This window comes from Ochrobactrum sp. C6C9 (assembly GCF_022627935.1).
Taxonomy (GTDB): Bacteria; Pseudomonadota; Alphaproteobacteria; order Rhizobiales; family Rhizobiaceae; genus Brucella; species Brucella teleogrylli.
Window position 1 is genome coordinate 1 of record NZ_JABXGB010000016.1, and the last position, 13,187, is coordinate 13,187.

Consider the following 13,187-nt stretch of genomic DNA (forward strand, 5'->3'; position numbering starts at 1 on the left):
TATCATACCTTAGGAGAATGACCATGGGGCCCGTCACGGACAAGGTCGCGACAGCCGAACGCCTGCCGCAAGAAACGAAAATCGCCATTATCGGCGGCGGCGTCATCGGTGTTTCCACCGCCCTGTTTCTGGCCGAACGTGGCATCCCGGTCGCCCTGTTCGAAAAGGGTGAAATCGCAGGCGAACAGTCCAGCCGCAACTGGGGCTGGTGCCGCCGCACGGGCCGCGATACCCGTGAAATGCCGCTGATCGTCGAAAGCATGCGGCTTTGGGACGGAATGAACGAGCGCACGGGCCGCGAAACCGGCTTCCGTGTGACCGGTATTGCCTATGCGGCTGAAAAAGCCGAACAGATGGCGCTCTACGAACAATGGATTGCCGCTGCGCGCGAGCATGGCATTGAAACCGACATTCTGAACAGCCAGCAGGCCGAAGCGCTGGCTCCGGGCCTGACGCGTCGCCTTGCTGGCGGCATGATCACGCCGCTTGACGGTCGCGCAGAGCCGCAAAAGGCTGTGCCCGCCTTTGCCGCCAAGGCGCAGGAAGACGGTGCCGTCATTATGCAGAATTGCGCGGTACGCGGCATCGAAACGACCAATGGCCGCGTGACTGCCGTTCTGACGGAAAAGGGCCGCGTGCGTTGTGAGGCGGTCGTTGTGGCTGGTGGCGCATGGTCGCGCCTGATTATCTCGGAGTTCAATGCCCGCCTGCCGCAACTCAAGGTTCGCTCGTCGGTTTTCCGCACCACGCCGATTGATGCCGGTGTGGAACCCGCCATTGCCTATTCGGATTTCGCGCTGCGCAAGCGGATGGACGGCGGCTATACGGTCGCCAGCCTCGGCGGCTCGATTGCCGATATCGTTCCCGACAGCTTCCGCTATCTGAAAGATTTTATCCCTTCGCTATCCAGTGGAGAGTGGTTCAATGTGCGTTTCCGTTTCGGAAAGCGCTTCTTCGAAGAAGCCTTCCAGTGGAAGCTGCGCCCCGCCGATCAGGTCTCGGTCTTCGAGAGAATCCGCACGCTCGACCCCGAACCGCACCGGGCCGCCAATGCAGCAATTCTGTCGAAGCTGAAACAGGCGATCCCCGCCTTTGCTTCCGTCTCGATTGCACAGGAATGGGCGGGCTTGATCGACACCATGCCGGATATCATTCCGACCATTTCCCCGATTCCGGGCGTTGAGGGCCTTATCGTTGCGACCGGCTTCTCCGGCCACGGCTTCGGCATCGGCCCCGGCGCTGGCCGTCTGGTTGCGGATATGGTGAGCGGTGAAACGCCTGTGGTCGATCCATCGCCGTTCCATATTTCCCGCTTTTCCGATGGGTCAAAACTGCGCATCGAAACCTGGGGCTAAGCCCAATATGCTTTCCCCGGAGCTGACAGCTCCGGGGAATTCGGCGCGAGTTATTCAATCACGCCGCAGGCGAAGCGCGCGCCGCCACCGCCAAGCGGCTTCGGTTTATCCGCATAATTATCGCCGCCAACATGGACCATCAGGGCGCGACCCTTGATTTCATCCAACGATTTGAGACGCGGCGAAACCACGCTACCCGTAACCTTGCCGTCCGCATCGGCCTTCAACAGCGGCAGGTCGCCCATATGGCCCTCGCCCTCAGGCCCCATGTGATGCTTGGTATGGCCGGGGTCATAATGGCCGCCAGCCGCCTCTGCGGGAGCGGTCTTGCCGTCCTTTTCCGCCGGTGCGCAGCTTCCCTTTTCGTGGACATGGAAACCATGTTCCCCCGCTGCTATGCCCTGCAAATTGGGTGTAAACTGCAGGCCATCAGCGGTTTGCGAAATCGTAATCGTGCCGAGTTCCTTGCCCTGCCCTGCGGGCAGCGCCTCAAACATTTTCACGCTGACGTCGTCCGCAAAGGCGGGCACAGTCGCAAGCGCCAGTAACGAACCTAATATCAAGCTGCGCATCGTCTCCTCCATCCTCAAATTAGTTTCGGGATAAAAACTAACGTATGGATCGACAAATTGTTCGGTTTATAAAGTTTGCAAAAGATTGCGCGGCAGTGTTCCGCCGCGCAATCCGATATTGGATCAGACAGTTACGAACTGCCCCATCATGCCGACATCTTCATGCTCCAGCACATGACAATGGAACATGAATGGATGACTGCGCACCGCTTCACGGTCGAAGTGTACCAGAAGCTCGGCCTTGCCATCAATCAGCGCTGTGTCTTTCCAACCCGACTGATGGGCGGGCGGAGCCTTGCCGTTCAACGTCAGGATACGGAAAGAGGCACCGTGGATATGGAACGGATGCGCCATTTCCTTCGTGGTCAGTTCCCATATTTCCCATGAGCCCAGCCTGGCCTCCACATCGATACGCTTCATGTCGAAAGGTTCGCCCGCAATCGCCATGCGCACACCGGACGTCATCGCATCCAGCGCCGGACCGGTATCTGCGGATGAACGGCTACCATGCATCATGTCGTGGTCCATCTCCCCGCCCTGCATGGCGCCCATATCCATCGGGCCCATCCTGTGGCCAGCATGGGGGTCTGCGGCAGGCTTTTGCATCATCAGCTTCATGTTTTCAGCCATGCGCTCATCAAAGAAGAATGAACGCCTGCGCACCGATTTGTCGGGGTCTGGCGCTTCCGGTGCTTCAAGACTTGCCGGAATGTCCTTGACCCCTCCCTTAAGCGCGCTATCGACGCTGAACCGCATCAGCATCTGGTCGTCGCCGCCGCTGTCATCGCTTGCGGTCAGAAGTTCGACACTATTGCCTCCCGTCGAAAAATCGACGAGCGCCTCATAACGCTCGCCGGGGCTGATCGTTAGCCGTTCGACGGCTTCCGGCTTGCCGGTAAAGCCACCATCGGAAGCAAACACATGCAGCGGACGATTATCGCTGAAACGCACATGGAAATTGCGCGCATTGGCACCGTTGAGAATGCGCAGGCGCACCACTGCCGCGGGCACCTTCGCTTCCGGCGAGATGACGCTATTGACGATCAGCCGGTTCCCGCGAAAACCGTGCATCAGATCCATGATATCGGGCTGATAGACCTTGTCGCCTTCGATGACACGGCGGTCCTGAAGTACCAGCGGAATATCGTCCACACCATAGGTTTCCGGCAGGCCTCGCTCGGCATCCTTGCCGTCGCTGACGATCATCAACCCGGCAATGCCCATATGCGCCTGACGGGCGGTGCCGCCGTGCAGATGCGGGTGAAACCAGTTGAACGAAGCCGGTTGGTTGACCGTTACCCTTGGTTCCCAGCGGCCTCCCGCCGGAACAAGATTGTGCGGCCCACCGTCAAGGTTCGACGGAACGAACAGCCCGTGCCAATGCAGGGTCGTCTCCTCGTCCATGTCGTTTTCGACGGCAAGCGTTACGTTTTCGCCATTCTTGAGCCGGACGACGGGGCCGAGATAGGTTCCGTTGATACCGGCAGAAGCCGCATCGCTGCCCGGCGCGAAGGAATGACGACCCTTGCCGATCTTGAGCCGGACGACGCCGGAAGCATCGGGTTCCAGCAAAGGCGGAACGGGCAGGCTCTGCGCCTTGCCCGATGGGGCCATTTCCATGGCGCCGTGGCCCATATTCTGATGCGCATCCTGCGCAAAGCCGGTCAAAGGGCGAACAGCGGCGAAGCTTGCCGCGCCCGCGCCGAGCGCGAGCAGGCGGCGGCGAGTTAATCCACGCATAGTGAAGTCTCCAAATAGAATTCCAGACAATAATCCTGTCGCCGCCGATGGATCGACAGCGTTTTGAGCGATTAAAGCGGAAGTGTTATTGGAGGTCGCAGAAGGTCATGGCGGGCATTGCTGCTCAGTGCGGCAACGAGTGGCGGATGACCAAAATCCTGTGACGGCGCGAATGCGCCAATATCGGCGCTCAACTGCACAATACAGCCGCAACTCATCATCACACAAGCGACCGGAGCCTTTGCTCCGTGATCCATGGGTGCCTGTTGTCCCCCATGGTGGGAGACGGGCATCGCGCTGTCTGCGGATTGTTGTTTGCTCATACGACAGCCGACAGAAACGCCTGCTGTCGGCGTATCATGCGCCATGGCATAACAAAGCTGTGTGGAAACGAGAAACAGCACTGACAAAACCGTCAGCAACACGCGCGACGGCATATGCAGGAAGGAAAGACCCCACATATTGCGTCTGCCGCCAATGTTCTGTTTCACGAACTGCATCTCCGCATCCGAATTGATGCCCGGTTATTGATCCGACCCGAATCTAGGGACACGATGTGACAATTGAAAGGCCTATTCTTACATCCCATGATTTTGCTCGCACTTTCACTTTTCTTTCGAAAAGAAGAGTTGCGCGTTCATAAAATTACGCAAAACCCCTTTTCTGCTTGCGATTCCGTATCACACGGTTTTAAAGAACCGCATCGAGGCTGCTCCCAATTATAACAGCCCACAAAAACGGATAAGAAAATGACTGTCGCTCAAGCGGTTGTTCCGCAGCAAAATTCCGCGCGCCGTGTTCTGGCCGCAAGCATGATCGGCACTACGATCGAATTCTTCGACTTTTACATTTATGCAACGGCAGCGGTGATTGTATTCCCGCATCTGTTCTTCCCTGCTAGCGATGGTAATTCGGCACTGCTTCAATCGCTTGCCACATTTGCTATCGCGTTCTTTGCCCGCCCGATTGGTGGCGCGCTGTTCGGTCACTTCGGTGACAGGATCGGCCGCAAGGCAACGCTCGTGGCTGCGCTCATGACCATGGGCATTTCCACAGTCGCCATCGGCTTCCTGCCGACCTATGAATCCATCGGCGTCTGGGCCGCTCTCCTGCTGGCGCTGTGCCGTCTCGGCCAGGGTCTCGGTCTCGGCGGTGAATGGGGCGGCGCCGTGCTGCTCGCCACCGAAAACGCGCCAGAAGGCAAGCGCACCTGGTACGGCATGTTCCCGCAGCTCGGCGCGCCGGTCGGTTTCATTCTGGCAACGGGCATTTTCCTGTTTCTGGCCGAAGTTCTCACCGAAGAACAGTTCTTCGCCTTTGGCTGGCGCGTTCCGTTCATCGCCAGTGCAATTCTCGTCGCGGTCGGCCTCTTCATCCGCCTGAAGATCGCTGAAACGCCGGAATTCCAGAAGGCCATCGACAAGGCCGAACGCGTTGAAGTGCCGGTTGCCACGCTGTTCAAGCAGCACAAGCTGAACCTGTTCCTCGGCACCATCGCCGCCGTTGCAACCTTCGTGCTTTTCTACCTCATGACCGTGTTTTCGCTCGGCTGGGGCACGCGTGCGCTGGGCTATAGCCGTGAAGAATTCCTCGTCCTGCAGATGATCGGCGTCGTGTTCTTCGGCCTGACCATTCCGCTGTCGGCTATTCTGTCCGACCGCTATGGCATGCGCCCGGTGATGATCGTCGTCACGATCCTGATTGGTCTCTACGGCCTGATCATGGCACCGCTTTTCCTGGGCGGTACGGCTGGCGTTCTGGCCTTCCTCATCATCGGTTTCGGCCTGATGGGCATGACCTATGGTCCGATCGGCGCGGCGCTGGCCGAACCGTTCCCGACCTCGGTACGCTACACCGGCGCATCGCTGACCTTCAATCTGGCCGGAATTCTCGGCGCTTCGGTCGCGCCTTATATCGCGACGTGGCTCGCCACCCATTACAGCTTCGACTATGTCGGCTATTACATGGTGGTCGCAGCCCTGATCTCGCTGGTCGGCTTTGCCTTCATCTCGTTCAATCGCGGCAAATAAAGCCAAGTTTGAAAGCCAAACAAAAGCCCGCGTGGAGCAATCCACGCGGGCTTTTTCGTTTCCGTTGCCGAAAGCCTATTCGACGTCGGCAGCTTCGAGTGCAATCGCGACCGACTTGATGATCGCGGCAAAACGCGCTGCCGTCTGGATGACTTCCGTCGTCACGTTAGCTTTGCGCAGCACATCTTCATGCGCGTCGATGCACATGCCGCAACCATTGATCGCCGAAACCGCGAGCGACCAGAGTTCGAAATCGACCTTGTCCACGCCCGGATTGCCGATCACATTCATGCGCAGCTTGGCTGGCAATGTGCGGTAGTCCTTGTTCGAGGCCAGATGCACGAAGCGATAATAGACATTGTTCATGCCCATGACGGATGCAGCCGATTTTGCAGCCTGCACCACCGATGCGTCGACCTTGCCTGCGGCTTCGGCGGTTAGCGCCTTGCGCACATCCGCATTGCGCGAGGCAATGCCGCAAGCCACGAACAGACCGTATTTCTGCTGCGGGGTCAGCGTTTCGTCGCTGGCCATGGACGACAGGTTGAGGCGGACATCCTTGGCGAAATCCGGGATTTTTGACTTCAGGTCGTCAATCGACATGGAACCCTCTTATTGCTTATTGCTGGATAAAAGAAAGGCGGGCCTGAACCCGCCTTTTGATTGGTCGTGCGCGACAGCTTAAGCTGCCTTCAACGTCTCGCCACCGACTTCGCGGTTGCAAGGGCACAGTTCATCGGTCTGCAAAGCGTCGAGAACGCGCAGCGTATCCTTCGGAGCGCGGCCAACATTGAGGTTGGTAGCGTAAACGTGCTGGATCGTGTTGTCCGGATCGACAACGAAGGTGTAGCGATAGGCAACGCCATCCGGCGAACGAACACCGAGGCCGTCAACCAGCGAGCCATTGGTGTCGGCAAACGACCAGATCGGCAGCTTGTCGAGATCCTTGTGGTCGCGGCGCCATGCGAGCTTCACGAACTCATTGTCGGTGGAACCGCCGAGAACAACAGCGTCGCGGTCTTCAAAATCCGAAGCCAGACGAGCGAATTCTGCAATTTCAGTCGGGCAGACGAAGGTGAAATCCTTCGGGTAGAAGAAGATGACCTTCCACTTGCCTTCGAAGCTCGTTTCCGTCAGCTCTTCGAATGCCGAAACACCGTTTTCTTCATGATGGTTGAAACCGGGCTTTACACCGGTGACCTTGAAAGAGGGGAGCTTATCGCCGATACCGAGCATCTTAAAACCTGCCTGTAAATTCTATAGTTATTCAGAAAATTCAGAATTTTCTGAATTTTCTGCTTGCGAGTCATCTATAGTCGACCTACCACTATCGGTCAAAGCGATTAAAGCGATTGTTCATATCGATTATAACGATAAGCCCTTCATTTCATGCTCAATATCAGCGTTCGCCAGCTCCACTATTTTCTCTCGCTTGTACAGGCAGGTTCGTTTTCGCGCGCCGCTGAAGCCGTGGGCGTCACCCAGTCCACATTAAGTGCTGCCATTCAGGCGTTGGAAGCGGAACTGGGCGTCACATTGATCGACCGGACGGGCCGACGCATGCAACTCTTGCCCGCTGGCGAGGATTTTCTGGCCCGCGCCCGTGATATCGTTGCGCGGATCGAAGAGCTGCCCGAACATGCCCGGCAGGCCGAACGACCGTTGACCACGCGCCTGCGGCTTGGCGTCATTCCGTCCATCGCGCCGTTCTTCCTGCCGAAAGTCCTGCCCGCGACGGCCAAGGCGTTTCCCGAGTTGCAACTGACCGTGCGTGAAGGGCTGACCCGCAGCCTGCTGGAAAGCCTGCGCTCTGGCACGCTGGACGTCGCGCTTGTAGCCCACCCCTATGACCTCGACGAGTTCGAAATGGCGGAAATCGGGCATGATCCGTTTTTCCTGGCCGTGCGCCGTGATCACGCGCTTGCCAATCGGGATCGCGTCGATGCCGACGATCTGCTGGATGAGCCTTTCCTGCTGCTCGAAAGCGGCCATTGCCTGCGCGAACATGTGATGGCGGCCATCGGCTCCAAGCCTGCCCAAACCGGCGGTGATGTGCACGCCACCAGCATCATGACGCTGGTTCAGCTCGTGCAGTTTGGTATGGGCGTCACGCTGCTGCCGGAGCTGGCTGTCAAGGCCAATGTGGCGCGCGGCACCGATCTCAGCATCGTGCCCTATGAGGGGAAGAACAATTTCCGTTCGCTGGTGCTGGCGTGGCGGGCGAATGCGGCGCGGCGCAACGAGTTCCAGCTGTTCGCCAGCCATCTGCGCGACAACTGTATGAGCGACGCAGCCTGACCTGAACTACAGAACGCCCCAGGCGCGAAAGCGGCCTCGCCCGGTCATTTCGCGCAGATTGAGTTCGCCGATCAGCTTCAACGCACCTTGCTGCGTGACCTGTAATTCCTTCTCGATCATCTGGCTGGAAACCAGCGGATTGCTCAGGATCAGTTCCATCAATTGCGGCAAACGCGAATTGGATCGGCGCCCCTTCAGCTTGCGCTGCATCTGTTCGCGCGCCAGCATCAGGCGGTCATGCTCCTTCATGCCCGCTTCCGAAGCCTCTTCGATTGCCGCCAGAAAAACCTTGAGCCGCATAAGCCGGTTCGGCGAACGGCGTTCATTGGGCTTTTTCGTCTGCAAACCGATACTGATCGCTGGCAGATGATTGGCGGCGATGCCCGACTGGTTCAGGAAAGACGCCGTCAGCAGTCGGCCAATCCAGGACGAGCGCTGCACCACCTGCATGGAAAACCAGGCGTCATGCATGATTGCGGCACGCAAGAGCGGCGGCAAATGCCGGGTTGAATCGAAAATTTCGCGCCATTCCTGCAGACGCTCGGCCTCGTCCCAGTCGTCTTCATAGATCAGCGTATCGCGTGGCAAAGGTTTCGGCTTGCGGGGTTCGCTGGTCACGCCTTTTAACAGGGCATCCGTTCGTGCCAGAAGCGCGTCGATATCATCAAGCAGCGGATCGCTGTCGTCATCGTCGGACAGGGCGGACGGCTCTGGCTCGGGTGTTTCAGCAACATCAGGATTAAGCCCCAGGAGCTGCCGCATGCCAGCAGGACTCAACGCCCAGCCCGCCGCACGGCCCGCAATCTGGCGGCGCATACGTAGCACCGCATGAGCGACCGTGAGGGCATGGCTTGGCGTGCGGCTGTCCATCAGCGCATCATGGAGCACCAGGTCTTCCAGATGCACCAGTTCGCCTTCCAGCCACATGGAGGAGACGGCGTCCTGCATATGCATGCGCCGTTTCAATCCATCACAGATGGGCGAACGCGCCAGCCGCTCGTCCAGTCGTGTCAGCGCGGCGGTCGCGCTGGTCACGGCAAGGAAAAGTTCCTCAAGCGGCAGGTCATCGATTTTGTAAGCCATATCCGCATATCGCAGCCTCGCGGCGGGAAAGGCAAACGGAAATCAATGCCTAAGCCAGAACGTCCGCAACTTTCACACGGCGTCCCTCTTTGACCGAGCGCAAAGCCGCTTCGGCCAATGCCAAGGCCTGCAAGCCATCCTCGGCGGAAGGCGACGGCGCTTTGCCGCTATCCAGCGCATCGATGAACGACGCAATTTCCGCCGCATAAGCCTGCGTATAACGCGTCATGAAGAAATCATGCAGCGGCGGGCGGGTGTAACCATCCTTCGAAGCTATTTCTATCGATACCGGACGCTGGTTTTCCGCCGATACAGCGCCCAGCGAACCATGCACTTCAATGCGCTGATCGTAGCCATAGGAGGCGCGGCGCGAATTGGAGATAACGCACTGACGACCGGAAGCCGTGGTGAGGATGACGCTGGCGCTATCAAAATCGCCAAGCTCGCCAATCTTCGGGTCCACCAGCACCGAGGCCGAGGCCGAAACACTGTCGATTTCCTCGCCGAGAAGAAACCGCGCCATGTCAAAATCATGGATCGTCATGTCGCGGAAGATCCCGCCTGAAACCTTGATATATTCGGCGGGCGGCGCGCCGGGATCGCGGCTGGTGATCGTCACCATTTCGACCTTGCCGATCTGGCCATCGTCAATCGCCTTGCGCACGGCTGTAAAATGCGGATCGAAACGGCGGTTGAAACCGAGCATCACTTTCGCGCCGGTCTCCTTGATGACTTTCAGGCAAGCGCGCACCCGCGCAATGTCGAGATCAATCGGCTTTTCGCAGAACACCGCCTTACCTGCCCGCGCAAAGCGCTCGATCAGATCGGCATGGGTGTTGGTCGGCGTGCAGATCAGCACCGCATCCACATCACCGGACTTTTCGATCTCTTCGATTGTGCGCACATCCGCACCGGCAGCGTCGGCAATCGCGTGCGCCGCCGCCTCATTGGCGTCGGCGACTGCGACCAGTCTGGCGCGCCTGTCGGACGCTATCGCGCCCGCGTGAACCTTGCCGATGCGACCTGCGCCAAGCAGTGCCAGACGTGTCACCATTGCCTTATCCCTCCCAGGAAACCGCCGCTGTGAAACGGTTACAAAACTGATTGATATTCCCATTCATGCGTTTACCACTTAATTGTCCCGTTTATTGGGGATCGCGCGTAAGGCATATTGGAATATTTATTCTATTTTGCTAGAATGTGGCATAAAGATTGTCAAGACACCGTTTTTGGAAAGTCCGCAATGGATACAGTTTCCGCTTCATCCCCAGCCCCAACCACCGTCAAGGAATTTGAAGCGCGTCTGCTGGAAGTTTCCGACCGCCTGCCGAAGCGCCTGAAACAATGCGCGGATTTTGTCGCGGCCAATCAGGACCGCATCGCGGTTTCCACAGTCGCAGAAATGGCCGATGGCGCAGGCGTGCAAAGCTCGGCCTTCATGCGGTTTTGCCAATTGCTGGGCTTTTCCGGCTTTTCGGAAATGCAGAAGCTTTTCCGAGAATCCTATGCTGGCGGCTGGCCGGATTATTCGACCCGTCTGGAACATCTGCGCGAGACGGCAGCCAACAGCGCGCCTGCCTTGCTGGCCGAATTTGCCGAAGCGGGGCGTACGTCGCTTGAAGGCCTGCTCAAGACTATAGAACCGGAAGCGCTGGAAAGAGCCGTCGAGATTCTCGCCCGCGCCGAGACAATCCACCTCGTTGGCATTCGCCGCGCGTTTCCTGTGGCAAGCTATCTCGCTTATGCGCTGGAAAAGATGCAGGTTCCGGCCATGCTGCACAGCGCCGTCGGCAAGCTGGAAAACATGCACGCCATCCGCAAAGGCGATGTGCTTTTGGCAATCACCTTTTCGCCCTACTCCGCTGAAACCGTCGAGATGGCGGAATCCGCTGCCGCGCGCGGCGTCAATGTCGTCGGCATCACGGATACCATCGTCAGCCCGCTGAGCAAGCTTGCGCAACAAACCTTGCTGGTCTCCGAAGTGGATTTCGGCGCTTTCCGCTCGCTTTCCGCCACACTCTGCCTCGCTATCGCGCTTGCGGTTGCCGTCGGCACCGCCCGCCAGTCGGGTTGATTCCATTTTTCGGTTGAAATGGAATAATAAATCCATTTTAATCAGAAATGGAATAACTGCTATGCGCACAGAATCGCATTGCGGTCATCATAAGAAGTGCCGAGGGAGGAAGCGCATTTCATGGAGAAGCCGCTCGACTTGATAACGATTGGCCGGTCTTCGGTGGACCTCTATGGCGCGCAGATCGGCGGCCTTCTCGAAGATATGGCTTCCTTCAACAAATATGTCGGCGGCTCCCCGACGAATATCGCAACGGGCACCGCCCGGCTCGGCCTCAAATCCGCACTGATCACGCGCGTCGGCGATGAGCATATGGGCCGTTTCCTGCTGCGCGAGTTGGAACGGGAAGGTGTAGACACCCGCGGCATCGTCACCGATCCGCAACGTTTGACCGCACTGGTCATTCTGGGCATCCGCGACCAGCAGCATTTTCCGCTGATTTTCTACCGCGAGAACTGCGCCGACATGGCGCTTTGCGAAGATGATATCGACCCGTATTTCATCGCTGAAGCTGGATGCGTTCTCGCAACCGGCACCCATCTGTCGCATCCGCGCACGGAAGCCGCTGTCCTCAAGGCGCTGCGCCTTGCGCGCCAGAATGGCAGTCGCACCGCGCTCGATATCGATTATCGCCCCAATCTTTGGGGTCTTTCAGGGCATGGCGATGGCGAAAACCGTTTCATCGAATCTGCTGCCGTCACCGCAAAGCTGCAATCGAGCCTGCCGCTTTTTGACCTCATCGTAGGCACGGAGGAAGAGTTTCACATTGCAGGCGGCTCGACCGATACGCTTGCAGCCCTCACCGCTGTGCGCAAGATCACCGATGCCGTTCTTGTCTGCAAGCGCGGGCCGATGGGCGCGGTGGTTTTCGAAGGCGCTATTCCAGACAATCTCGACAAGGGGCAGAGCGGAGAAGGCTTTCCCATCGAAGTTTTCAATGTGCTGGGCGCGGGCGATGGCTTCATGTCCGGCCTGTTGCGCGGCTGGCTGAAGGGCGAGGACTGGCCGACCAGCCTGAAATTCGCCAATGCCTGCGGTGCTTTCGCCGTCTCCCGGCATGGCTGCACGCCCGCTTATCCAAGCTTCGAAGAAATGCAATATTTCTTCCGCAACGGCATTCGAAATCATGCGCTGCGCAAGGATGCGCAACTGGAACAGGTGCATTGGTCCACCAACCGCAATGGCGACTGGCCGCATATGCGGGTTTTCGCTTTCGATCATCGCATCCAGCTGGAAGAAATGGCTGCCGAGGCCGGCGTGGATAACACCAAGATCGGCGAATTCAAACGTCTCTGCCTCGACGCCGCCTTGCAGGTTTCCGGCGGAAGCGGCGGCTATGGCATCCTGTGCGATGGTAGGCTGGGTCGTGACGCGCTCTACCGGGCGGCTGGCTCCGGCCTATGGATCGGACGCCCGACCGAATGGCCGGGTTCGCGTCCGCTAAAGCTGGAACCAGACCTCGGAGCCGATTGCGGCGGACTCGTGGAATGGCCGGTGGAACATGTGGTGAAGCTTCTCTGTTTCTACCACCCGGACGATACGGCGGATATGAAGGCCGAACAGGAAGCGACCGTCAAACGGCTGTTCACGGCGGCGCGCCGCAACCGGCTGGAGTTTCTGCTGGAGATCATTCCGTCCAAGGCCGGGCCGGTCGATGACGAGACCACCGCGCGCGTCATCCAGCGCTTCTACGATATCGGCGTCTATCCTGACTGGTGGAAGCTGGAACCGATGAAGACCAAGGCGGCCTGGGCCAATGCCTGTGAAGCCATCACCCGCAACGATCCTTACACGCGTGGCATCGTGGTTCTGGGTCTTGATGCGCCAGCCGAGGAGCTGGAATCGAGCCTCGCAATAGCGGCAGGCTTCGATCTTGTGAAAGGCTTTGCGGTCGGCAGAACCATCTTCGGTGACGCAGCGCGCAAATGGCTAAATGGTAAGATCAGCGATGATGAGGCCGTTGCCGAAATGGTCGCGCGCTACAAAAACCTGTGCGATGTCTGGGACAAACTGCGCAGACACTGATTCATATCTC

The 13,187-nt window shown here is 58.4% G+C and carries 12 protein-coding genes; 5 read left to right on the forward strand and 7 right to left on the reverse strand.

What is annotated here, in order from left to right:
* Positions 1-23 precede the first annotated feature (23 nt).
* Positions 24-1,355 carry an FAD-binding oxidoreductase gene (locus tag HWD97_RS13970; protein ID WP_109367210.1) on the forward strand — a complete coding sequence of 444 codons (1,332 nt, stop codon included), beginning with the start codon at positions 24-26 and terminating at the stop codon, positions 1,353-1,355.
* Positions 1,356-1,405: 50 nt separating this feature from the next.
* Here HWD97_RS13970 and sodC read toward each other — a convergent pair whose 3' ends face one another.
* The 3 genes from sodC to HWD97_RS13985 form a co-directional block, all read right to left on the reverse strand.
* Complete coding sequence (gene sodC, locus HWD97_RS13975) at positions 1,406-1,927, reverse strand: superoxide dismutase family protein (RefSeq protein WP_121538237.1); 522 nt, start codon at positions 1,925-1,927, stop codon at positions 1,406-1,408.
* Between the two features lie 123 nt (positions 1,928-2,050).
* On the reverse strand, positions 2,051-3,667 hold the full coding sequence (cueO, locus tag HWD97_RS13980; protein WP_121538235.1) for a multicopper oxidase CueO: 1,617 nt from the start codon (positions 3,665-3,667) through the stop codon (positions 2,051-2,053).
* Between the two features lie 71 nt (positions 3,668-3,738).
* A complete protein-coding gene (locus HWD97_RS13985; protein WP_121538233.1) occupies positions 3,739-4,167 on the reverse strand; it encodes a hypothetical protein in 429 nt (142 codons plus the stop codon).
* Positions 4,168-4,416: 249 nt separating this feature from the next.
* On the opposite strand from HWD97_RS13985, the gene HWD97_RS13990 reads away from it, so the two are divergent.
* The gene (locus HWD97_RS13990) at positions 4,417-5,697 is read left to right on the forward strand and encodes an MFS transporter (protein WP_121538231.1); all 1,281 of its coding nucleotides are present in this window, start codon (positions 4,417-4,419) and stop codon (positions 5,695-5,697) included.
* Between the two features lie 75 nt (positions 5,698-5,772).
* On the opposite strand, the gene HWD97_RS13995 is transcribed toward HWD97_RS13990, so the two are convergent.
* Entirely contained in the window at positions 5,773-6,300 is a 528-nt protein-coding gene (locus tag HWD97_RS13995) for a carboxymuconolactone decarboxylase family protein (protein WP_371835157.1), read from the reverse strand.
* Between the two features lie 78 nt (positions 6,301-6,378).
* Complete coding sequence (locus HWD97_RS14000; RefSeq protein WP_109367204.1) at positions 6,379-6,933, reverse strand: peroxiredoxin; 555 nt, start codon at positions 6,931-6,933, stop codon at positions 6,379-6,381.
* A gap of 153 nt (positions 6,934-7,086) precedes the next feature.
* Here HWD97_RS14000 and HWD97_RS14005 point away from each other — a divergent pair, with 153 nt between their 5' ends.
* Positions 7,087-7,995 carry a hydrogen peroxide-inducible genes activator gene (locus HWD97_RS14005; RefSeq protein WP_109367203.1) on the forward strand — a complete coding sequence of 303 codons (909 nt, stop codon included), beginning with the start codon at positions 7,087-7,089 and terminating at the stop codon, positions 7,993-7,995.
* Between the two features lie 6 nt (positions 7,996-8,001).
* Here HWD97_RS14005 and HWD97_RS14010 read toward each other — a convergent pair whose 3' ends face one another.
* Both HWD97_RS14010 and iolG read right to left on the reverse strand, forming a co-directional pair.
* A complete protein-coding gene (locus HWD97_RS14010) occupies positions 8,002-9,078 on the reverse strand; it encodes an RHE_PE00001 family protein (protein ID WP_109367202.1) in 1,077 nt (358 codons plus the stop codon).
* Positions 9,079-9,127: 49 nt separating this feature from the next.
* Positions 9,128-10,132, reverse strand: a complete 1,005-nt coding sequence (gene iolG / locus HWD97_RS14015) for an inositol 2-dehydrogenase (RefSeq protein ID WP_109367201.1) — start codon at positions 10,130-10,132, stop codon at positions 9,128-9,130.
* A gap of 189 nt (positions 10,133-10,321) precedes the next feature.
* Between iolG and HWD97_RS14020 the strand changes: the two genes are divergently transcribed.
* Together HWD97_RS14020 and iolC are read left to right on the forward strand one after the other, a co-directional pair.
* Complete coding sequence (locus HWD97_RS14020; protein ID WP_109367200.1) at positions 10,322-11,152, forward strand: MurR/RpiR family transcriptional regulator; 831 nt, start codon at positions 10,322-10,324, stop codon at positions 11,150-11,152.
* Positions 11,153-11,272: 120 nt separating this feature from the next.
* Positions 11,273-13,177: a 5-dehydro-2-deoxygluconokinase gene (gene iolC / locus HWD97_RS14025; protein ID WP_109367199.1), complete on the forward strand. Its 1,905-nt coding sequence runs from the start codon at positions 11,273-11,275 to the stop codon at positions 13,175-13,177.
* Positions 13,178-13,187 lie beyond the last annotated feature (10 nt).